The organism is Candidatus Phytoplasma prunorum (assembly GCF_036924415.2).
Classification (GTDB): Bacteria; Bacillota_I; Bacilli_A; order Acholeplasmatales; family Acholeplasmataceae; genus Phytoplasma; species Phytoplasma prunorum.
Genome location: NZ_JAZHCY020000011.1, coordinates 1 through 23,457 on the forward strand (window position 1 = coordinate 1; position 23,457 = coordinate 23,457).

Sequence of the window (23,457 nt, forward strand, 5' to 3'; positions counted from 1 at the left end):
AAGTATATAGGTCTTTAAAAAGATGCAAGGGTTCGAATCCCTTTTCCTCCGCCATTATTAATTAAATAAAAATAAACTCATTATTTTTTAAAACTATTTTATAAATTTGGTTTATTTTTATTTAATTAATTTTTTGAATTTAATATATTAATTTGTTTTTATTTATTAATAATTTTTTAACTAAAAATTAAAATTTTATTACATTGATAGTAAGGAATTTAAATTATTATGCAAACTTATTTAAATTTATGTCGTTATATTTTAAATTATGGAAAAAAAAAATTAGATCGTACAAAAATAGGTACTAGAAGTATTTTTGGTTACCAAATGCGTTTTAATTTAGAAAAAGGATTGTTTCCTTTATTGACTACTAAAAAAATGAATTTTAAAGCTATTATACATGAATTATTATGGTTTATTAAAGGCGATACTAATATTCGTTATTTAGTTAAAAATAATGTTAATATCTGGAATGAATGGCCTTATCAAAAATATCGTAATTCAAAATTCTTTCAAGATTTAACATTACAAGAATTTATTGATAAGATTAAAATAGATGAAAATTTTGCTAAAATTCACGGAGACTTAGGTCCTATTTATGGTCAACAATGGAGAAATTTTCAAGGAATTGATCAATTAAATGATTTAATTTCGGAAATTAAAAAAAATCCTTATTCAAGACGTTTAATTTTGACTGCTTGGGATCCTACCTTAACTAAAGATATGTTGTTGCCTCCTTGTCACGTTATGATACAGTGTTATGTTGAACAAAATAAAATTTCTATGCAACTTTATCAAAGAAGTGGTGATGTTTTTTTAGGGATACCATTTAACATTGCTTCTTATTCTTTATTATTAACTATTATTGCCCAATGTACAGGTTTAAAACCTTTTGAATTTATTCATACTATAGGTGATGCTCATATTTATAATAACCATATAGAACAAATTCAAAAACAAATAAAAAGAATTCCTAAAAAATTACCAATTATGCGTTTAAATCCTCAAATAATTGATATTAACCAGTTCAAATTTAATGATTTTAATTTAGAAAAATATGAATCTCATGGTATTTTACAAGGTGTTGTTGCTGTATGATTAGTTTAATTACTGCTTTAGATCCTAATTTTTTAATTGGTGATTGTAATATGCTTCCTTGGCATTATCCACAGGATTTAAAATTTTTTAACAAAATGACTAATAATAAAAATGTTTTAATGGGTTATTTGACTTATAAATCTTTAAAAAAATATTATAAAAATAAAAATTTTTTATTTAAAAACACTTATGTTGCGAGTTTTGATCTTTTATTACAATTATCTGATGCAATTGTTATAAATGATTTATTTAATTTTTTAAACAATATTAAAGATAAAATAATTGTAATTGGTGGAAGTCAAATTTATAAACAAACTTTACCTTATGTAAATATACTTTATGTTACTCATATTTTAAAAAGATTTAAAGGAGATTCATTTTTTCCTTTTGTTAATTTAAATGAATATAAGATTATATCAAAAAAAATTTATCCAGAATTAATCTTTGTTGAGTATCATAATACGAGTTTTATTTAAGATGTTTTTTTTATTTTAAAGAAAAAGGTTATTAAAATAAAATGTTTAACTTAATTTTTTTATTTATTTTTTTTATTAACTGGATATTTTTAATTTTACATTTTTATTGTAAGAATTATTTATTTTATTTATTTGTTTGTTCTTTATTTCCTATATTATCTTTTTTGATATCTTTAATTTTTATTTTTTTACTTTGTTTGATTTTTATTTTAATTATGAAAAATTTAAGAGTAAATCATAGTTTTAAGTATATAGTTATTAGAAGTATATCTATTTTTTTATTAAAAATATTAAGAGTTAAAATAGTTTTTAAAAATTATGATGTAATACCTTTAAAAGAAAATTTAATTATTTATGCTAATCATAAATCATGGTTTGATGCTTTTATTATTTTAAGTGTTATACCGAGATGTTTAGCTTTTACTCCGAAAGATACTTTATATAAATATTCATTAATAAGTTATTGTTTTAATTCTTTTGATTGTATTCAAATATTTAGAAAAAATAATCGTCAAACAGCTAAAAATTTAATTAAAGGTATTGAAAATATAAAAAAAGGATTAGCTATTGTTATTTTTCCTGAAGGAGGTATAAAAGATATTAAAAATGAAAAAGCTGTAGATTTTTTGCCTGGTGCTTTCAAAGTTGCTTTTAAAAGTGAGGCTACTATTTTGCCTTTGAGTATTAAAGGTTCTAGAAATATTAAAAAATTTTTTTGGTTTAAAAGAAAAATTGTTGAAGTTCATTGTCACAAATCTATTAAGTTTCAAGATTATCAATTTCAAAATACAAAACAAATATCAGAAAAAACACAAAAAATAATTAATTCAATTTTTTAATATTTTTTAAATTATTTATGTAAGTTAAATTTTTTAAAATATTATATTTTTCGAAAGGGATAAAAATTGTTAAATGTTAAATAAAAAAGAAATTCAAGTTATTTTAAATCAATCTTTAGATACAGGCGCTGATTTTGCTGAACTTTTTTTCGAAGACACAAATATTAATAATTTAGAAATTATAGGTCAAGAAGTTATTAATTGTAGTAGTAAAAATATTTTTGGTGTAGGTATTAGATTATTGCAAGGAATTAACGAAGTTTATGGCTATACAAATGATATTAGTTTTTATAATATTTTAAATTTAGTTAAAAATTTGAAATTAAATTTTTTTGGTTCACCGCATAAAGTAATTCCTTTGTCTTATTCAGAAAAATTAATTGATAATATTAAAATACCATATTCAAACATGACTAAATTAGAAAAATCAAAAAAAATGCTTAATTTATCGAAAATTATGAAAGATTATGATATTAAAATTATTCAAACTCGCGTAAATTTGTCGGAAAAGGAACAAAAAGTTTTAATAGCTAATACAAAAGGAGTTTATCAAAATGATACTAGGAATTATATTAGTTGTGGTTTAATTTCTGTTGCTAAAAAAGATAATCAAATGAAAGAGAGTTATGAAATAGCAGCAAAATCTGTTGGTTTAGAATTTTTTGAAATGTTTGATTTAGTTAAAATGGCTAAAAATGTATCAAAAACAGCAATTATTTTACTAGATGCTAAAGAGATAAAACCACAAAAAATGTCTGTTGTAATTAATAATGGTTTTGGTGGTGTAATTTTTCATGAAGCTTGCGGTCATCCTTTAGAAGCATCATCGGTTGCAAAGGGTTTTTCTCCTTTTGTCGGAAAGATTAATCAAAAAATTGCTTCTGAATTAGTAACAGCTTATGATGATGGCAATATTAAAAATTCCTGGGGTAGTTTAAATTTTGATGATGAAGGAAAAAAAACTCAAAAAAATTTATTAATTAAAGATGGTATTTTAAAAAATTATTTAGTTGATTTACGTAATGGTAGAGAAATGAACATTGAATCTACTGGTTCTTCACGAAGAGAATCATATAAATTTTCTCCTACTTCAAGAATGAATTCTACTTATATTGATGCAGGCAAAGATACTCCTCAACAAATTATTAAGGATACAAAATATGGTTTGTATGCTAAAAGTTTAGGAGGAGGAACAGTTGTTCCTTTAACCGGAGAGTTTAATTTTGTAGTTAAAGAAGGATATTTAATTGAAAATGGTAAATTAACTTTTCCTGTTAAAGGGGCCATGTTAATCGGATACGGACATGAAATTTTAAATAAAATTGATCGAGTTGCAAATGATTTAAAATTATCACAAGGTTCTTGTGGCGCTGGGTCAGGTTATGTTCCGGTAGATGTAGGACAACCAACTATTAGAGTTAAAGAAATAATTGTTGGTGGCACAGAAAGGGAAAATTGTTAATAAAAATGTATCAAAAATGGATTGAAAAAGGGATATCTAAAGGATTTTCTGATTTAGAAATATTTGTTAATAAAAATAAAAAACTAAATATTTCTTTAGAAAATTCAAAAATTAATACTTATACTGAAAGTAAAATAATTTCTGTTTCTTTAAAAGGAATTTATAAAAATAAAATATCTCGAGTTTATTTTGAAAATTTAAATGATGATCATTTTGAAAAAATGCTAGATGTTTTAAAAAATAATACATCTATTACAGATACCCAAGAACCAGCTATTATTTTTGAAGGTTCTAAAAAATATCCAAATATTATAGAAAATAATTTTGATTTTTCTAAAGTTGATTTAGAATTAAAAATTAATTTATTAAAAAAATTAGAAAAAACTATTTCTAAAAGTTTTTTTTATAAAAAAATTGAAAAAAATAGCTATCAAGAAGTATTTCATCAAAAAATATTAATTAATTCTAAAGGAGTTAATTTGAAAAGTAATAATAGCTTTGCTTATATTTATACATCAGCTGTTTTTACAAAAAATAAAGATATTCAAAGTTATGGAAAAGTTCAATTAGTTAAAAATTTTCTTGAATTTGATGTTGAAAAACAAGCTAAAAAAATTATTAATTACGGTGAGAAAAAACTTTGTGGAAAATCTTTGAAATCTAATTTTTATCCAACTGTTTTTTCTAATGAAATGTTTGCGGAACTTTTAGAAAGTTTTAGTGGAATATTTAGTGCTGAAAATGCTTATAGAAATTTAACTAAATTAAAAGATAAATTTAACGAATCTATTGCTTCTCCTAAAGTTAATATTATTGATGATCCACTATCTGATTTTACTTATTTTAAAGAAAAATTTGATGATGAAGGTGTTGCTTGTTATAAAAAAATGATTGTTCAAAAAGGGGTTTTTAAATTATTTGTTAATAATTTAAAAACTGCTAAAATATTTAATAAAGAACCAACAGGTAATGGTTTTGGTAATGGAATTTCTATGACTAATTTTTATTTAGAAAAAGGTGAAAAAACTTTAAAAGAAATTATTTGTTGTATTGAAAATGGAGTTTATATTACTGATTTAGTAGGATTACATACTGGTGTAGAAATTATAAGTGGTGATTTTAGTTTACAAGCTAGTGGTTTTAAAATTCAACAAGGAAAAATTACTACTCCAATTAAAATGATTGTTATTTCAGGTAATTTTTTTGATATTTTAAAAAATTTAAAAGATATTGGTAATGATTTTAAATTACAATTATCTGGGTTTGGTAGTGCTAGTGTTTATGTTGGTGATTTAACTATTGGTGGAGATGAATGATAATATAATTAAAATTTTAAATAAAATATTATTTTTAATTAAAAAATAAATTTAAGAAAGTGATAATATGTATAGTTATAATGGAATAAATTATCAAAATTTAATTAATCAAAAAGAATTAGTTTTAGTAGATTTTTTTGCTGAATGGTGCGGTCCTTGTAGAAATTTAATGCCAATTTTAGAACAAGTTTCTCAAATTAAGAAAGATATTTTTTTTTGTACAGTTAACGTCGATAATTATCGTTCTTTATTTTTAGAAAATAAAGTTATGAGTTTTCCTACTTTGATTTTGTATAAAAAAGGTAAAGAGATTAAAAGACAAATTGGTTATTGTTCACAAAATGAATTGATAAAGTTTTTAACTTAAAAAGTATTTTTATATTTAGTTATAAAATTTTTTCAAAAAGGAATCAATAAATGGAAGGATTTTTTTTAGTTTATAAAAAAAAATTTGTTACATCTCATGATGTTGTTAAACAAATAAAAAAAAAATTTAATTTTTTAAAAGTTGGTCATTCTGGTACTTTAGATCCTTCAGCAGAAGGTCTTTTAATTATTTTTGTTAATAAAGCAACAAAATTAGCTTTTTTATTTGAAAATTTAGATAAAAAATACAAGGGTACTTTTATTTTTAATCAAAAATATGATACATTAGATATTTCTGGTAAAATGATTGCTTGTAATAATAATGTTATTTCTGATGAACAAATTCAAAGATCTTTTGATAAATTCCATAAAAAGAAATATTTACAAAAGCCACCTATGTATTCATCTATAAAAATTGAAGGTCAAAAAATGTATAATTTGGCTAGAAAAAATATTATAATAGAAATTCCTAAAAGAGAAGTTATCGTTTATAGTTTGTTTAAAACTTCGTTAGTTTATAATAATCAAGTTGATTTTTTAACTCACGTTTCTAAAGGTACTTATGTTAGAAGTTTAGCTTCTGACATAGCTTCCGCAATGAATACTTATGGAGCTTTAAAAAAATTAAAAAGAATATCAATTGGCAATTATTTATTAAAAGATGCTAAAACTATAGAACAAATTAGTTTAAAAGATTTAATAATGGTTGAAACATTGTTTTTGAATTATGATGAATTAATTTTAAATGATTATTTAATTAATTTAGTTAAAAATGGAATTTATTTAGATCAAAGACAAATTATAACTAATAAACCTTTTATTGTTAAAAATAATAAAAAAAAATGGGTTGCTTATTATGAAGTAATTTTTCAAAATGTATATGCTCCTAAATATTTTTTTTAATAAAAAATAAATTTGATAAAATTAATTATTAAAAAAATAGAAAGTTCATTTAATTATGAAATATAAAATCAAATATAATAAAAATAAAAAATTTTTAATATCTTTTATTTTTTTATTTTTATTATATTTAAATTTTAAAAATCAATTATTATTAAAAATATATAATGATTTAAAAAAATTTAAAAAAGAAACTAAAAATAATGAAATTTTGAAATTAAATAATGAATTATTAGAATATAAAAAAAAAGAATTAAGTAAAAAAAAATTTATTTTAAATATTGTTAATTATAAAAATCAAATGTTAAAATTTAAAATTAAAAAAAATAAGAAAAAAATAAGAAATTTATTTAAAAAAAATAAGAAATTAAATTATATTTTAAATTTAAAAGATGAAATAATAAAAAAATTAGATAAAAATTTTGATTTTGTTCAAATAAATTCAAATGAACTTATAGAGTTATCTAAAAAACAATTAAAAGAAATTAATGATTTAAAAAAAAATATAAAAGAAAAAGAAAAAATAATCAATTTATATATAAATTATAAAATAAATAATTAAAATCATTTTTTAACACTAAATAAAAAAAAATAAAATTAAATCTAAATTTTAAATAAAGTTAAATTGTTTATTTTTTAATAAATATTTTATATTTTTATTATCTAGATTGTAAATAATTTTTATTTTTTTACATATTTAATAAAAAAATATAATTAAATTATTTTTTTATAATTAAGTTGATTTTAAAAATCCTTTATTATATTTGCAATATTATATATTTTTTAAAAATTTTAACAGAATTTTATTGTTTTTGTATATAAAATATTATAGTTTTATTATATTCATTTTATTTTTTTATTATTAGTATTATTTTAAAATTACTCATGAAGATAAAAAAGATATAAAGGAATGAAATAAATGCTGTGGATTTTTTTCCTGCGGTTTATTTTAGGTATATTAGATTTTTTTATTGTGTTAAATATTATATTTATTATTTTATTAAAATAATTATGTCTTTAACAACTAAGATAGTATTTTGTTGTTATTATTGATAATTTTATCTTTATTTTAAATAATGTTTATATGACAATGTTATATTATTAAAAAATTTATAAAAACTATTTTTGAAATGTATTAATAAATTTTATTAATTATTATTTTATTATTATTTGTATATAAGTTTATAAAAATTTTTTTAAATAAATAATTATAATTTTAAAATACTTTGTAATTTGGGTTTGATTTAAATTAACGGATAATTTTTTTTAATATCTAATTTAATAGTTTTTTCTTTTAAATCATTTCTTTTATCATATTTTTTTTTGCCCTTTGCTAAGGCAATTTCTAATTTTGCTAAATGTCTTTCTAAGTAAAGTTTTACTGGAATAGTTGTTAAAGAATGAGTTTTCATTTTATTTTTGATTTGTATAATTTCTTTTTTATTAAGTAAAAGTTTTTTTTCTCTTTTTTCTTGAAAAACTAAATCACAACTTAATTTATATTTATCAATTAACATATTAATTATAAAAATTTCATTATTTTTAATAAAAATATGTGTGTTTTGTATATTAACTTTTCCTAATCTGATTGATTTAATCTCACAACCTATTAATTTAATGCCAGCATAATATTTTTTTTTTAAAAAATAATCATATTCTGCTTTTTTGTTAACAGTAATTATTTTAAAATTTTTTTTCATAATTGATTAATACTTTCATTTAACAATTATATTTTTTAATCATTGATTTGATAAAATTTTTAATATTTTTTAAAATACTTTTAATTTATCTATAGAATATTTATTTATTTTAATTATTATTTATTTTTTTGTAATTTTTTAAATGTTTATCAATAATTTCTATAGCTTCTCTTTTACCTTTTATATTTTCTATTAAGCATTTTTTATTTTCTAATGTTTTATAGTTTTCGAAAAAATGTTTAATTTCGGATAATAAGTTTTTTGGTATTTCATTAATATCTTTATAATTAGACATAATCGGATCTTTAATTGGAACAGCTATTATTTTTTCATCTAATTCGTTTTGATCAATCATTTTTATAATTCCTATTGGGAAACATTCTACCAAAATCATCGGTTCTAAAGGTTCTTGAGTTAAAACTAATACATCTAAAGGATCATTATCTTCACAATGAGTTAGAGGTATAAAACCATAATTAGCTGGATAACGAAATGCAGTATTTAAAAAACGATCTAATATTAACATTCCTGTTTCTTTATCTATTTCATATTTTTTTTTACTACCTTGCGGTATTTCAATTACAGCTATAAATTTATTTTTAGTAATTCTTTTAGTATTGAAATTTTTTATTAAATTCATTTTTTTCCTTTTTATAAATTTATTTAATTTATTTTAATTTTTTTGATAAATAATTACCTATTGAGTATATTATTTGAATAGTTAAAACAATAACAATAAAGCAAATTAAAACATGTAATGTTTCCCCTTCTTTATATTTTTCATATGCTATAATTCCTAATCCTAAACCTCCATTGTTTTTGTTGTCGAAATTATTTCCTCCAAAAGAACCACCTGCGATTGTTGAATAACAAATTCCTGTTATAAATAAAGAAGTTTTTTGAATTATTAATTCACTTATAAAGTTTTTATTTTTTATTATTTTTTTTAAACAAAAAGTATAATTTTTTGTATTTTTAATAAATATCTTTTCTATTTTTTTAGCAAAAACTAAAGTTAAGTATGTAGTTAAAATAAAACAAGCACATAAAAATCCTCCTTTTTTATTATTTTGGAAAAAAAATTCAAAAATTAAAACAGTAAAAAGAGAAAAAAATATAAAAGGTAAGTGTGTAGATATATTAATGATTTTATTAATTGTTGAATAAAAAATTTTTTTGATTGTTTTATCATTTTTACGTGTTTTATATAAAGAAATTCCCAATAAAAAGCCTAATAAAGCTCCTATACAGCAAGATATAAAAGATAATTCTAAAGTTTCTGTTAATCTTTTTATTAATTGTTCTAAGAAATCCGTCACTTTTTTATTCCTTTATTTTTTAATTTTTATAAATATATATAAAAATTTAAATAGTTTTATTTTTTATAATTTACATATTTTTTAAAAGTATTAAAAATATAAATTTAATATGTTTCTATTAATTTATTTTTTCAAAATTTCTTTAATTTCTTTTATTAAAATTATTTGTTCTTTAGTTAAACTTTCCATATTAACTTTTTCTGAATTTAAATTTTGTCTAAAAATAATAATAAGAATTATGTAAATAAAAAAAGACATTATTAAAAATTCAAAAATTGTTTTTAAAAATTTACCATAATATATATATATATCACTATTTGAGGTTATACGAAAACGTAAATCTGAAAAATCATTTTTATCACTTAATAATATATTCATAAAAGGCATAATAATATCAGAAGATAAAGAATTTACTATTTTAGAAAATAATTGACTTATCACAAAAGCAATTGATAAATTTAAAACATTTCCTTTATTTATGAATTTTTTAAATCCTTGTGTAAAGTTATTGTTTAAAATTTTATTAACATTCATATTTATCCTCCTCTTTTTTAAACTGTCTATTTATATTGTAATTTTAACATAAAAAAATATTTTTTATTGGGAAATAATTTTAATGAAATTTTTTATAAATTGTATATAATTATATTATAATTAAATTAATTAGTTTTTGTATTATAAATTTTTTAAATAATTTTAATCAGTAAAAAAAATATTTTTGATTAATATAATATAGTATTTATTTTAATATTAATTGACATTTTTATAATAATTTAATATAATTTAAAAAATAATACTAATTATAAAATAATTATTAAATTAAATAAAATTTAAAAATTTTTTAAATAAAATACAGATAGATGGAGGTATTTTTTTATTATGATTATGGAAAAAAATAATGATATGAATCATAAATTAAATGGTAAAACATTTATGGCTAATGACAAAACATTTATAAAAAAATGGTTTATAGTTGATGCTAAAAATAAAACTTTAGGTAGATTATCAACTAGAATAGCTTCTATTTTAAAAGGGAAGCATAAACCTTTTTATACTCCTCATATAGATAATGGTGATTATGTTATTGTTATTAATGCTGATCAAATTTTTTTAACAGGTAATAAATGGAAAAAAAAATATTATTATAGACATTCTGGTTACCCTGGGGGTTTAACTAAAGTAACTGCTGGTGATATGATTAAAAAATTTCCTACAAGAATTGTAGAAAAAGCTATTTTAGGTATGTTGCCACATAATAAATTAGGTTCTAAAATAGGAAAAAAATTATTTGTTTATGCTAAAGAAAATTATAAACAAAAAGCACAAAAACCAGAAAGTTTAGAGGTATAATTATTAAATTATGAAAAATCAATATTTTGGTTTAGGAAGACGTAAAAGAGCAGTTGCTAGAGTTATTTTAACTAAAGGAATGGGTAATATTACTGTTAATAAAAAAAAATTTGAAGAATATATACCTTTTATTACGAAGCGCTTAGAAACTATTTATCCTTTAAAATTAACTGATAATTTAGAAAAATATGATGTTGTAGTTAATGTTAAAGGTGGTGGTTTAGTATCACAATCTGGAGCAATTCGTTTAGGTATTTCGAAGTCTTTATTAATTGTTGAGCCAGAATGTAGAGTTATTTTAAAAAAGGCAGGTTTACTTACTAGAGATCCTCGTTCAAAAGAACGTAAAAAATATGGTTTAAAAAAAGCTCGTCGTGCTCCTCAATTTTCTAAACGTTAATTAATTTTATTTTTTTTAAAAATATTTTTTTATTTGATTAATTTTTATATTTAAAAGGGAAAAAAATATAAAATGACAAAAATAAGAGTTCGTTATGCTCCTAGTCCTACTGGTTTTTTACATATAGGAAATGCTAGAACAGCCTTATTTAACTATTTATTTGCTAAACGTTATAATGGTGATTTTATAATTAGAATTGAAGATACTGATTTATCTAGAAATATTTCTGATAGTGAAAAATCACAGTTAAAAAATTTAAAATGGTTAGGTATAAAATGGCAAGAAGGTCCTGATATTGGTGGTTCGTTTGGTCCTTATAAACAATCAGAAAGATTAGATATTTATCAAAAATACGCTAAAAAATTATTTTATAAAGGTATGGCTTATAAAGAATACAAAAAAGAAGATAATCAAAAATACTCTATTCGTTTTAAAGTACCAACAAACACTGAATATGTTTTTAATGATTTAATTCGTGGTAATATAGTTTTCCAAAGCAAAGAAATTGAAGATTGGATTATTATTAAAGAAAACGGATTACCTACTTATAATTTTGCTGTTGCTATTGATGATTTTTTAATGAAAATATCACATATTTTTCGTGGTGAAGAACATATTACTAATACTCCAAAACAGATTATGATTTATCATTCTTTTGGTTGGGAAGTGCCAATATTTGCTCATATGACTTTGATTTTAAATGAAAATAAAAAAAAGTTGAGCAAAAGAGACAATTTATCTGTTCAATTTTTAGAAGAATATGCTAATAAAGGTTATTTGCCTGAAGCGTTATTTAATTTTTTGTCTTTATTAGGATTTTCTCCTAAAAGTAATACAGAGATTTTATCTCATGATGAAATAATTAGTTTGTTTGATGAAAAAAAAATAACAAAATCTCCAGCAGTTTTTGATTATATTAAATTAAATTATATTAATAGTCGATATATTAAGAAAATGTCTATTGTTGATTTAGTAAAAAAATCACAAAAATATTTTCAAAAAGAATATCCCAATTTTGATATTTTATTTTTAGAAAAATTAGCTATTTTATTTCAAAATAGAATTCATTATATTCAAGAAATTTTTTATTTATATCAATTTTTTTTTATAAAAGATAAAAAATTAAAATTAGAATCAGAAATTTTTTTACGAAATAATCAGAGTTTGTTGTTATTAAAAAAATTAAAAGAAATTTTTCAACAAATAGAATTTAAATCTTTATACATAGAACAAGCTATTAAAAGAGTTTTAACTTTATATAATATGAAAAAAAATTTTTTCATGATTGTAAGAATTGCTACTACTTTAGAAACACAAGGTCCTTGTTTATCTCTTTTTTTAGAATTATTAACTCGCGAAAAAGTGTTATCTAATTTAGACAAAGTTATAAAAAAAATTTCTTGTTAATTTTTATAAAAATTTTTTTATTATTATTTTTTTGTATTATATCGTTTAAAGGAAAAAAATAATTTAATGTTAAAAATTTATAATACTTTAACGCGTAAAAAAGAAATTTTAAAACCTTTGTATTCAAATGTTATTAATATGTATGTTTGTGGACCGACAGTTTATGATAATATTCATCTTGGTAATGCTAGACCTTTAATTTTTTTTAATATGTTAAAAAAATATTTACAAAATTTAAATTTTCAAGTAAATTATGCAGTAAATATTACTGATATTGATGATAAAATTATTAAAACTGCTATAGAAAAAAAAACAACAGAAAAATTTATTTCAACTAAATATATTAATTCTTTTTTAAGTATTTTAAAACATTTAGAATTGGAAAATATTGATTATTTACCTCAAGTTACAGATTTTATTCCTTCAATTATTTCTTATATTGAAAAATTAATATTAAAAGGATATGCTTATATTAATGATCAAGGAGTTTATTTTAGAATTGGTTTAATATCTAATTACGGTAAATTAGGTTCTAAAATTATCGAAGATTTAAAAAAAAATAATAGAAAAGAATTTGATTCACAAAAAGAAAATCATCAAGATTTTATTTTGTGGAAAAAAACTAAATTTGGAATTAAATATCCAAGTCCTTGGTTTGAAGGTAGGCCTGGTTGGCATACTGAATGTGTAGTGATAATTAAAAAAATTTTTAATGTTACTTTGGATATTCATGGCGGCGGTAATGATTTAAAATTTCCTCATCACGAAAATGAATTAGCTCAATCTATTGCTTATGATGGTAATAATCTAAGTAATTTTTTTGTCCATATAGGTCGTATTGATTATCAAGAAGTTAAAATGAGTAAATCTTTGGGAAATGTAATATTGGTAAAAGATTTATTAAAAAAATTTAATCATAATTCAATAAAACTATTGATAATTTCTCATTATTACCGTCAACCTATTGATTTTAATTATTTTTTAATGGAACAATTTGCGTTGAAATATGAAAAAATAAATAATTTATTACAAAAAAATAATTTTATTTTAAAAATTAATAATATTTTTTCCAATCAGTTAGATATATTAATGATGAAAAAATTTTATGAATATATGAATGATGATTTAAATACGCCTAATGTAGTAAGTTTAATTGAAAAAGGGTTAAAAATTTTTAATCAAAATATTGATTTAAAAAAAGTATCTCAAATTCAAAATACTTTAATGTTTATTTTAAATATTTTAGGAATTAAAATTGTTTTAAAACCAGTTACTAAAGAAATAATAAAAATTTATCATTTATGGCAAAAAGAATTGAAATGTAGAAATTTTGAAAAATCTGATTATTATAGAAAAATTTTAATAGATTTAGGATTTATTTAGTTTTTTATATATTATTTTATTTTAAAAAAATATTTCAATGTGGAGTATTTATGAAAAAAATCGAAAAAAAAAATATTAATGATATTGATAAAAATAATTTAAAAAATCAAAATTTTCTTAAATTTTATGGTTTAAGTGATGAAGAAATAGAAAAAAGAAAAAAATCAGGAAAAGTAAATATAATTACTCAAAAAGTTAAAAAAACAACATTAAGTATTATTTTAAGTAATTTTTTTAGTTTTTTAAATTTATTAGTATTTTTAGTGGCTTTTTTTTTAATTTATCTAAAAAGATATGAACAACTTTTTTTTCTATTTACTAACACAGCAAATGTTTTAATTGGAATTTTTCAGGAACTTAAAGCTAAATATATATTAGATAAAATATCTTTATTAATGTCAAATAAATCTAAAGTTATTCGTAATGGTAAATTAATTGAAATTAATGCTTCTGAAATAGTAATTGACGATCTTTTGTATACTGAAACAGGTTATCAAATTTTAGTAGATGCTAAAGTAAAAGATGGATGTATTGAAGTAGATGAATCTTTTTTAACTGGAGAATCAAATTTAGTTTCTAAACAAAAAGACGATTTTTTATTTTCTGGTAGTTATGTTTTTTCAGGTCAAGCCTATGCGGAAGTTAAAGAAATAGGAAATAATACATATATTCAAAAAATTTCTAAAGAAGCTAAAAAATATCTTAAAATTCAAACACCTTTAACAAGAAATTTATCTTTTTTTGTTAAAATTGTTTTGATTATTATAGTTCCGATGTCTTTGTTAGTGTATTTAAATTTTCCTATCACAAACATTGAATATTTAAATTCTCATTATTTGGGTTTATTTGGAATGATTATTGGAATGATGCCTACAGGAATTTTTCTTTTAATAAGTGTATCTTTAACAATTAGTTGTTTAAAATTGGTTAAAAATAATGTTTATGTTCAAGATTTTTTTGCTATTGAAATGTTATCGCAAATCAATATTTTATGTTTAGATAAAACAGGCACTATTACCGATGGTAATATGAGTGTTAAAAAAGTTTTAGAATTTAATAAATTACATAAAATTTCATTAGAACAAATTATTTCACAAATGTTTCCTGCTAAACAGGAATTAAATTTTACCGGCAATGTTTTAAGAAAAAGTTTTGTTAATTCAGAATCTTATGTTTTTCCATATAAAAATATTGATAGTTTACCTTTTTCTAGTATGCGTAAATATAGTGCTATAGAATTTGAGCAATTAGGAACTTTCTTTTTAGGTTCTCCAGAATTTATTTTAGAAAAAGATTTTGATATTCTTAAAAAAGAAGTAAATAAATATTCAAGTTTGGGTTATAGAGTTATTTTATTAGCTAAAAATAATTTTTCTTTAAAAGAAAATAAAGAAATATTTCGTGCAAAAGAACCTTTATCTTTGATTATTATTGAAGATAACATTAAAAAAAATATTATTTCTACTATAAATTATTTTAAAAAAAATGATGTAGCAATTAAAATTATTTCTGGTGATAATCATTTAACTGTAGCTAACATTGCTAAGCGTTTAGGAATTATAGAAAATAACAAAGAAGTTATTAGTTTAGAAAATTTAACTGATAAAGAAGTTTGTAACTTATCTTTAAAATATAAAGTTTTTGGTAGAACTTCGCCTAAACAAAAAAAAATTTTAATTGAAAGTTTTAAAAAACAAAATTATAAAGTTGCTATGACTGGCGATGGCGTAAATGATGTTTTAGCTTTTAAAGTTTCTGATATTTCTATTGCAATGGGATCTGGAAGTCAAGTAACACGTAATTTAGCTAATATAGTTTTAATGGATTCACAGTTTAATGCAATACCTAATATTGTGGCAGAAGGCCGAACAGTAATTAATAATTTGGAAAAAATTTCTATTTTATTTTTTTCTAAAACAATTGCTTCTTTTTTATTAGGATTAACAGTTATTATTTGTAATTTATTTTTATTTCAAGATAATAAAAAATTAATTTTTCCGATTGATCCTTTACAATTAAATTTATTAGATTTTTTTTCTATTGGTATTCCGTCTTTCTTTTTAATGTTAGAAAATAATAATAAAATTGTTGAAGATGATAAATTTTTAATAAAAGTTTTAAAAAAAGCTTTTCCTTTTTCTTTTATAATTTTTTTAAATTATTTATTTTTGTTATTTTATTTTAATTGTATTTCTTATGAAAATATTTATAAGCAAATAATAATATCAAATTTTTTATTTTTTATTATTACGTTTGTTTTATTCTCTTTATTATTTTATAAATGTTTTCCATTTAATAAATGGAAAAAAATATTATTTATTTTTATGTTAATATTTTTTTTAATTACTTTTTATTTATTACAATTTAAAAAAATTATTAATTTTTTAATTTTTACAGACAATTATAAACAGCAAATAGAAATAAATAAATTAATGTTTTATTTTTCATGTTTTAATTTTTTTGTTATTTGCATGCTTTTATTAATTAAAAGAGTTTTGAAAAAATAATTAATAATTATTAATATATAAATAAAAAATTAAAAGGTTTTTGTGATGATTATTTACGGTAAAAATACAGTTAAAGAAGCTATTAATTCTAAAAGAAGAATTTTTAATTTGTTTATAGATGAGAAAAATTTAGATTTAAGATTATTAAATTTTTTGAAAAAAATTAAATTTAATTTTAAGTCAGTAGATAAACAATTTTTAAATAATTTAACTGGAATTAATAAACATCAAGGGATAGTTGCTAAAGTTGATGATTATAAATATAGTTCTTTAGAAATATGTTTAAATAATGTTGATTCGGAAAAAATTCAAAGATTTTTAATTTTAGATCAAATTCAGGATCCTCATAATTTTGGAGCTATTTTAAGAACTGTTGAAGCTTCAGGTTTTGAAGGCATTATTGTTAGTCATAAACATCAAGCTCCTATAAATTCTACTGTTGCTAAAATTGCCAGTGGAGCTTTAGAGTATGTTAAGATTTTTTTAGTAGCTAATATTTATCAAACAATTTTAAAATTAAAAAAACATAATATTTTAATTATTTCTGCGGATGAAAAATCTTCTTATACTTTAGAAAAAATTCCTTTAAAACGATCATTAGCTATTATTATCGGAAATGAAGGAAAAGGAATTCGTTTTTTATTAAAAAAAAACTCTGATTTATTAGTTAAAATACCTATGCAAGGTAAAATTAATTCTTTGAATGTTAGTGTAGCTGCCGCTTTATTTATTTATTCTATTTTATTATCAAAAAATTTATAATTTTATTCAATTTAAGTTATAAATTATCAAATATTAATTATTTTTTAAATATTTCATAATTTATAATTTTTATTGTATAATATTGAATATAATTATTATTTAATAAATATTCATAAATTTAAAATTATTAATAATTTATTATGTATTTTTTTAATAAGTAAATAATGATAACTTATATTTTATATTTAAATTATATATGTATTAAATTTATAGTATAATTAATAATAAGTTTAAAAAATAAATAATATTGTGTAATATTTATTTGATAATTTTTTTATAAAAATAAAAATTATTAAATAATCTTATTATAAAAGATTTAATTTTTTTAATTTTAATGTTTATTTTAACTTATTTATTATTTCTAAATAAATATTATGTATTTTTTATTATTTTTATAAACTTTAAATATTTTCTATTTTAACAATTTTATAAATATTAAAGAATCATAATTATTTTTTCTAAATTATTAGTAATGAACATTTTTTATTGAATATATTATTAATAAATACATAATTTGCTTTCATTTAATTGATTTTTTATAAAAATTTTAATCGGGAACTTTATTATGAAAAAAAAATATGATTTTAAAATCATAGAAAAAGATAGATATAAAAATTGGATAAATAAAAAATATTTTAAAGATAATTTAAAAAATAATATTACTAATATAAAAAAACCTTTTACTATTGTTCTTCCGCCTCCGAATGTAACAGGTCAACTACATTTAGGGCATGCTTGGAATAATGTTTTACAAGATGTAATTATTAGAAGAAAAAAAATGTTAGGTTTTGAAGTTCTTTTTTTACCTGGAATGGATCATGCTGGAATTGCTACACAAAATAAAGTTAAAAAAAGATTAAAATTTGAAGGATTACTTAATAACGAACTTTCTAAAGAAAAATTTTTAAAATATGCTTGGGAATGGAAAAAAGAATATGCAAGCAAAATAAGAAATCAATGGGAATGTCTAGGTTTACATTTAGATTATGATAATGAAAAATTTACTTTGGATCAAGATTTAAGTTCTACTGTTCGTTATGTTTTTATTAAGTTATATAAGCAAAATTTAATTTATCGTTCTGATAGAATTATTAATTGGGATCCTAAAACACAAACAGCTTTATCTAATGTTGAAGTATATTATCAAAAAAAAAATTCTTATATATATTATTTAAAGTATTTTTTGTATAATGATAATAATTTTTTTTTAGAAGTTGCTACTACTAGACCAGAAACTATTTTTGTTGATCAAGCTTTAATGGTTCATCCAGATGATAAAAGGTATAAACATTTTATTGGTTCTAAATTTTTAATTCCTGATACTAATATTGTTATTCCTTTAATTAGTGATTCTTATGTTAAACCAGAATTTGGTTCGGGAGTAGTTAAAGTAACTCCAGCTCATGATGAAAATGATTTTTTAATTGGTAAAAAATACAATTTAAAATCTGTTTTATGTATGAATAAAGATGGAACTATGAATAAAATGGCTTTCGATTATGAAAAATTAGACCGCTTCGTTTGTCGTCAAAAATTAATTGATGTTTTACAAGAAAAAAGTTTTGTAAGTAAAATAGAACCTTATGTTTGTTCAATAGGTTATTCTTCTATTTCTAATGTTCCGATTGAACAAAGACTTTCTTTGCAATGGTTTTTAAAAACTAACGAATTAGCTAAAAATGTTTTAAATGAAAATAAAATTAATTTTTATCCTTTACGTTATAAAAAAACATTTATTCGTTGGTTAGAGAATTTACAAGATTGGTGTATTTCACGTCAATTATGGTGGGGTCATTCTATTCCTGCATGGCACAAAGGTTCTGAAATTAAAGTTCAAATTGAAAGTCCAGGTAAAGAATGGAAAGCTGATCCAGATGTTTTAGATACTTGGTTTTCTTCTTCTTTATGGCCTTTTAGTGTTTTGGGATGGCCCAATAAAGATAATTTTAATTTTAAGTATCGTTTTCCGGTAGATGTTTTGGTTACAGGTTATGATATTTTAACTTTTTGGGTTTCTCGTATGTGTCTACAAAGTTTACATTTAACTCAGAAAGATCCTTTTAAAGATGTTTTATTGCATGGATTAATTAGAGATGCTAAAGGGAATAAAATGTCTAAATCTAAAGGTAATGGTATTGATCCTATTTTAATTATAGAAAAATATGGGACAGACGCTTTAAGATGGTTTTTAACTACGAATTCTAGTCCTGGTATGGATTTAAATTATAACGAAAGTAAAATTTATGCTAGTTGGAATTTTTTAAATAAAATATGGAATATTAGTCGTTTTTTTAAGTTAAAATTTAATATTTTTACAGAAGATTTTGATGAAAATAAATTATTATTTCCAGAAAAAGCTGTTTTAACTCAATTTATGCAATTATTAACTAAAGTTGATATTTTATTTGAAAAATATGAATTTCATGAAGTAGGTAAATTAATTTATAAATTTATTTGGGAAGATTTTGCTAATTGGGGATTAGAATTTTTAAAAGATCATATTCAAAAATCTAATACACAAAAATTTTTAATTTATATTTTTAATAATATTTTAAAGTTATTAAATCCATTTATTCCTTTTTTAACAGATTTTATTTATATCGAAATTAACAAAAAAGATACTATTATGTTATCTAGTTGGCCGAAAATTAATTATGAAAATTTAGAATGTTTGAAAGATTTTGAAATTTTAAAGAATTTGATTATTAAAATGCGAAAATTTGTTAAAAAGTATGAAATTAATAGTTTTCGATTAATATCTATAGAATTAGAACTTTCTATTGAAAAACAAAAAATCTTGTTACCCTTCAAAAGTACTTTAAAAAAATTTTTTCATGTTAATGACATAATTTTAATTAAAAAAGTTAATAAAAAAAACAAAACTCTTTTATTTGTTGAAAAATATATTAGTGTTTATTTAGATAAAAATATTTTTTTGTTTTTAAATAAACAAAAAAATAAAAGTAATTTACAAATTCAAAAAGAATTTATTTTTAAAGAAATTAAACGCAGTGAAAATATTTTAAATAATAAAGATTTTTTAACAAAAGCTAATCCAAATAAAATAATTGAAGAGAAAAATAAATATCGCAATTATTTATCTGAGTATAAAAAAATAATGAATTTTTTATCTCATGAAGAAGAATAAAATTTATAAAAATTAATTTATAAATGAGGTTTAAAATATGATTATTAATAATAATATTATTTATACTGATTTTAAAATTGTTAATAATTCCAAAGCTAATATTATTATTACTCATGGTTTAGGCGAAAATTCTAAAGATTATTGTAATTTAGCTAAATATTTTAATCAAGCTGGTTATAATGTTTTATTATATGATGTTCGTGGGCATGGTAAAAGTAGTGGTAAAAGAGGAGATATTCTTAATTTTCATTTTTTTTTAGATGATTTATTTCAATTAGTTTTGTTTTTAAAAAAAAGTAATAATTTAAAAATTTTTTTATTAGGTCACAGTATGGGTGGGATTATTGTTAATAGTTATGCTGTTAAATATAGTAATATTGATGGATTAATTGTTAGTTCAGCACCTACTATGATTGATAAAAAATATTTATTTTATCAATATCCTTATTATTTTTTTAATTTTAAAAAAATTAAACTAAATTTTCAAAGATTGAATAATGTTGTGGTGGATGATTACAATCCTTATCGTTTGGATTATGTAAAACCACGTTTAATGAGAAATATTTTAATTTTAAGTATAAAATATTTAAATAAAAATTTAAAAAAATATTCATTTCCTTTTTTGTTTTTACATAATTTTCAAGATAAAATAGTTTCTTATTTACATAGTAAAACATTATTTAATAAAATTGAATCAAAAGATAAAAAAATTAACTTATATCCTTATTATTATCATAATTTATTTCATGTTTCAGAACATAAAATAGTTGTATTAGATATTTTAAAATGGTTAGATTTACAAATTTTAAAATAAAAATTTATTTTATAAAAATATTTAATATTATTAAATTTTTAATTATTTATATTGCAATAAAAATTTTTTTAAGTTATAATATTTAATGTTTATTTTTAATTCTAATTTATTCAGTAAAAAAATAATAATTATTGTTTTAAAATTTAATATTATTTATTAAATTTATTTTATATATAATTTTTTTAATTAACTTTTATGATAAGTAAAAAATAATACATGGAGAAATAAAATAAAATGTCTAAAGAAAAAGAAGTTATTAAGATTTTTTTGAAAACATATGAACATCATTTAATTGATCAAGTTGCAAAAAAAATCATTAATAATGTTTTAAAAACAGGTGCTGAAGTTAAAGGTCCTGTGCCTTTACCTACTAAAAGAGAAATTTTTACTGTTTTACGTTCTCCTTTTGTAAATAAGGATTCTCGAGAACAGTTTGAACGTCGAACTCATAAGCGTTTAATTCAAATTATTAATCCTAATCCAAAAACTATTGATGCTTTAATGTACATTGATTTACCTTCTGAGGTAGATATTTTATTAAAAAAATAAAAATTATATAAATAATTGTTAAATTTTTTAGAAAGGAAATGATTAAATAATATGGCTAAAGGAATCTTAGGAAGAAAAATAGGAATGACACAAGTTTTCGATGAACAAGGGTTATTAATTCCTATTACAGTTGTTGATGTTTCAGACAATGTTATTTTACAACAAAATATTTTTCAAAAAAATGGTTATATTTCTACTCAATTAGGTTTTAGTTCTAAAAGAGAGAAATTAAGTACAAAGCCAGCTTTAGGACATTTTAAAAATGCTAAAACATCACCTAAGCGATTCATTAAAGAAATTCGTTTTATACCAGGTATTAAAAATGAATTATCAGAATTAGGATTAGGTACTTATTTAAAAACTAATTTATTTCAACCAGGAGATATTGTCGACGTTATTGGCATTTCTAAAGGTAAAGGATTTTCTGGTTCTATTAAAAGACATAATCAAAGTGAAGGTCCAAAAAGTCATGGTTCTAGATATCATCGAAGACCAGGTTCTATGGGACCAATTAAAGGTAAAATAAAAGGCAAGAAGTTACCAGGGCAAATGGGACATCAAACTGTAACTTTGCAAAATTTAAAAATTAATTCTATTGATCATGAACAAGAACTTTTTTTAATTAAAGGTAGTATTCCTGGCCCTAAAAAAGGATTTGTAATGATTAAAACAGCAATTAAAAAAGTTATAAAGGAGGGCCAAAATGCCTAAATATAATTTGATTAATCAAAAAGGTGATTTTTTATCTCAAATTTATTTAGATGATAAAATTTTTGGCATTACAATAAATAAACAAGTTTTATATGATGTAGTTAATGCTCAAAGAGCATCTATGAGACAAGGTACTCATTCTACTAAAAATAGAGCTTTAGTTTCTGGTGGTGGTAAAAAACCTTGGCGTCAAAAAGGAACAGGTCGTGCTCGTCATGGAACTATTAGATCACCTTTATGGAGAGGTGGTGGAGTTTGTTTTGGTCCTTCGCCTCGTGATTATTCTGTTAAAGTTAATCAAAAGGTACGACGATTAGCTTTAAAAATGGCTTTATCTTGGAAAATTAATAATAAAAATGTAATATTAATAGATAATATTAATTTAGAAACTTATAAAACTAAAGAATTTCAAAATATTTTAAATCAATTAAATATTAAACAAAAAACTTTAATTTTAACTACAGAATTAAATCATAATTTATGTCTTTCTATTAGAAATTTATCTAAAGTATTATTAGAAACTGTAGAACATGTTAGTGTTTATCAATTATTAAGTTATTCTAAAATTATTTTAACAAAAGAAGCTGCTAATTATTTTGAGGAGAATTTGAAATAATGATTAAATATTATGATTTGATTAAATCACCTATTTTCACAGAAGAAACTAATAAATTAATTGAAAGACAAAATAAATATTTTTTTAAAGTATCTAAAAAAGCTAATAAAACAGATATAAAAAAAGCTTTAGAAAAGATTTTTTTAATTAAAGTCAAGTCTGTTAATACTTTAAATGTTTCTCCTAAGTTTAAAAGAAAAGGTAAATATTCAGGTTATACATCAGGCTACAAAAAAGCTATTGTTAAGTTATTTCCTGGACATAAAATAGATATTATAAATTAATATTTTTTTATTATAAAAAATAAATATATTTCTAATTTTTAAGGAAGGTT

The 23,457-nt window shown here is 19.9% G+C and carries 24 protein-coding genes; 20 read left to right on the plus strand and 4 right to left on the minus strand.

The genetic code is table 11. The features are described from left to right. The first annotated feature begins 228 nt into the window (after positions 1–228). From V9D86_RS01925 to V9D86_RS01960, 8 genes are all read left to right on the plus strand, one after another. Positions 229–1,098 (plus strand): thymidylate synthase, encoded by an 870-nt coding sequence (locus tag V9D86_RS01925; protein WP_334331114.1) that lies wholly within the window; start codon positions 229–231, stop codon positions 1,096–1,098. After that, positions 1,095–1,574, plus strand: coding sequence for a dihydrofolate reductase (locus V9D86_RS01930; RefSeq protein WP_334331115.1), 480 nt, complete (start codon positions 1,095–1,097; stop codon positions 1,572–1,574). Before V9D86_RS01925 ends, V9D86_RS01930 begins: the two co-directional genes overlap by 4 nt. Before the next feature lie 215 nt (positions 1,575–1,789). Continuing rightward, entirely contained in the window at positions 1,790–2,413 is a 624-nt protein-coding gene (locus V9D86_RS01935) for a lysophospholipid acyltransferase family protein (RefSeq protein WP_334331116.1), read from the plus strand. A gap of 73 nt (positions 2,414–2,486) precedes the next feature. Beyond that, on the plus strand, positions 2,487–3,875 hold the full coding sequence (locus V9D86_RS01940) for a TldD/PmbA family protein (RefSeq protein WP_334331117.1): 1,389 nt from the start codon (positions 2,487–2,489) through the stop codon (positions 3,873–3,875). Between the two features lie 5 nt (positions 3,876–3,880). After that, positions 3,881–5,191 carry a TldD/PmbA family protein gene (locus V9D86_RS01945; RefSeq protein WP_334331118.1) on the plus strand — a complete coding sequence of 437 codons (1,311 nt, stop codon included), beginning with the start codon at positions 3,881–3,883 and terminating at the stop codon, positions 5,189–5,191. Positions 5,192–5,258: 67 nt separating this feature from the next. Next, entirely contained in the window at positions 5,259–5,558 is a 300-nt protein-coding gene (locus tag V9D86_RS01950) for a thioredoxin family protein (RefSeq protein ID WP_334331119.1), read from the plus strand. Between the two features lie 50 nt (positions 5,559–5,608). After that, complete coding sequence (gene truB, locus V9D86_RS01955; RefSeq protein WP_334331120.1) at positions 5,609–6,460, plus strand: tRNA pseudouridine(55) synthase TruB; 852 nt, start codon at positions 5,609–5,611, stop codon at positions 6,458–6,460. A gap of 55 nt (positions 6,461–6,515) precedes the next feature. Next, positions 6,516–7,019: a hypothetical protein gene (locus V9D86_RS01960; protein WP_334331121.1), complete on the plus strand. Its 504-nt coding sequence runs from the start codon at positions 6,516–6,518 to the stop codon at positions 7,017–7,019. A 682-nt stretch (positions 7,020–7,701) separates the two neighbouring features. Here the strand turns inward: V9D86_RS01960 and smpB are convergent. The 4 genes from smpB to mscL form a co-directional block, all read right to left on the minus strand. Then, on the minus strand, positions 7,702–8,157 hold the full coding sequence (gene smpB, locus V9D86_RS01965; RefSeq protein ID WP_334331122.1) for an SsrA-binding protein SmpB: 456 nt from the start codon (positions 8,155–8,157) through the stop codon (positions 7,702–7,704). Between the two features lie 109 nt (positions 8,158–8,266). Continuing rightward, positions 8,267–8,797 carry an inorganic diphosphatase gene (locus V9D86_RS01970; RefSeq protein WP_334331123.1) on the minus strand — a complete coding sequence of 177 codons (531 nt, stop codon included), beginning with the start codon at positions 8,795–8,797 and terminating at the stop codon, positions 8,267–8,269. A gap of 28 nt (positions 8,798–8,825) precedes the next feature. Further along, the gene (locus V9D86_RS01975; protein WP_334331124.1) at positions 8,826–9,476 is read right to left on the minus strand and encodes an ABC transporter permease family protein; all 651 of its coding nucleotides are present in this window, start codon (positions 9,474–9,476) and stop codon (positions 8,826–8,828) included. 123 nt (positions 9,477–9,599) lie between these two features. Then, positions 9,600–10,010, minus strand: coding sequence for a large conductance mechanosensitive channel protein MscL (gene mscL / locus V9D86_RS01980; protein WP_334331125.1), 411 nt, complete (start codon positions 10,008–10,010; stop codon positions 9,600–9,602). Positions 10,011–10,355: 345 nt separating this feature from the next. Here mscL and rplM point away from each other — a divergent pair, with 345 nt between their 5' ends. The 12 genes from rplM (at position 10,356) to rplW (ending at position 23,407) form a co-directional block, all read left to right on the plus strand. Further along, the gene (gene rplM / locus V9D86_RS01985) at positions 10,356–10,826 is read left to right on the plus strand and encodes a 50S ribosomal protein L13 (protein ID WP_437439144.1); all 471 of its coding nucleotides are present in this window, start codon (positions 10,356–10,358) and stop codon (positions 10,824–10,826) included. Between the two features lie 7 nt (positions 10,827–10,833). After that, complete coding sequence (rpsI, locus tag V9D86_RS01990) at positions 10,834–11,226, plus strand: 30S ribosomal protein S9 (RefSeq protein ID WP_334331171.1); 393 nt, start codon at positions 10,834–10,836, stop codon at positions 11,224–11,226. Positions 11,227–11,298: 72 nt separating this feature from the next. Continuing rightward, complete coding sequence (gltX, locus tag V9D86_RS01995; RefSeq protein WP_334331126.1) at positions 11,299–12,633, plus strand: glutamate--tRNA ligase; 1,335 nt, start codon at positions 11,299–11,301, stop codon at positions 12,631–12,633. Positions 12,634–12,699: 66 nt separating this feature from the next. Then, positions 12,700–14,016, plus strand: coding sequence for a cysteine--tRNA ligase (gene cysS, locus V9D86_RS02000; RefSeq protein WP_334331127.1), 1,317 nt, complete (start codon positions 12,700–12,702; stop codon positions 14,014–14,016). Between the two features lie 50 nt (positions 14,017–14,066). Beyond that, complete coding sequence (locus V9D86_RS02005) at positions 14,067–16,523, plus strand: HAD-IC family P-type ATPase (RefSeq protein WP_334331128.1); 2,457 nt, start codon at positions 14,067–14,069, stop codon at positions 16,521–16,523. Between the two features lie 45 nt (positions 16,524–16,568). Next, a complete protein-coding gene (rlmB, locus tag V9D86_RS02010; protein ID WP_334331129.1) occupies positions 16,569–17,285 on the plus strand; it encodes a 23S rRNA (guanosine(2251)-2'-O)-methyltransferase RlmB in 717 nt (238 codons plus the stop codon). Between the two features lie 565 nt (positions 17,286–17,850). Next, on the plus strand, positions 17,851–20,433 hold the full coding sequence (locus V9D86_RS02015; protein WP_334331130.1) for a valine--tRNA ligase: 2,583 nt from the start codon (positions 17,851–17,853) through the stop codon (positions 20,431–20,433). A gap of 37 nt (positions 20,434–20,470) precedes the next feature. Continuing rightward, positions 20,471–21,247, plus strand: coding sequence for an alpha/beta fold hydrolase (locus V9D86_RS02020; RefSeq protein WP_334331131.1), 777 nt, complete (start codon positions 20,471–20,473; stop codon positions 21,245–21,247). 234 nt (positions 21,248–21,481) lie between these two features. Further along, positions 21,482–21,796 (plus strand): 30S ribosomal protein S10, encoded by a 315-nt coding sequence (gene rpsJ, locus V9D86_RS02025; protein WP_334331132.1) that lies wholly within the window; start codon positions 21,482–21,484, stop codon positions 21,794–21,796. 51 nt (positions 21,797–21,847) lie between these two features. Beyond that, complete coding sequence (gene rplC / locus V9D86_RS02030; RefSeq protein WP_334331133.1) at positions 21,848–22,507, plus strand: 50S ribosomal protein L3; 660 nt, start codon at positions 21,848–21,850, stop codon at positions 22,505–22,507. After that, a complete protein-coding gene (rplD, locus tag V9D86_RS02035) occupies positions 22,500–23,123 on the plus strand; it encodes a 50S ribosomal protein L4 (RefSeq protein WP_334331134.1) in 624 nt (207 codons plus the stop codon). Before rplC ends, rplD begins: the two co-directional genes overlap by 8 nt. Further along, complete coding sequence (gene rplW / locus V9D86_RS02040; protein ID WP_334331135.1) at positions 23,123–23,407, plus strand: 50S ribosomal protein L23; 285 nt, start codon at positions 23,123–23,125, stop codon at positions 23,405–23,407. Before rplD ends, rplW begins: the two co-directional genes overlap by 1 nt. Positions 23,408–23,457: the final 50 nt, after the last annotated feature.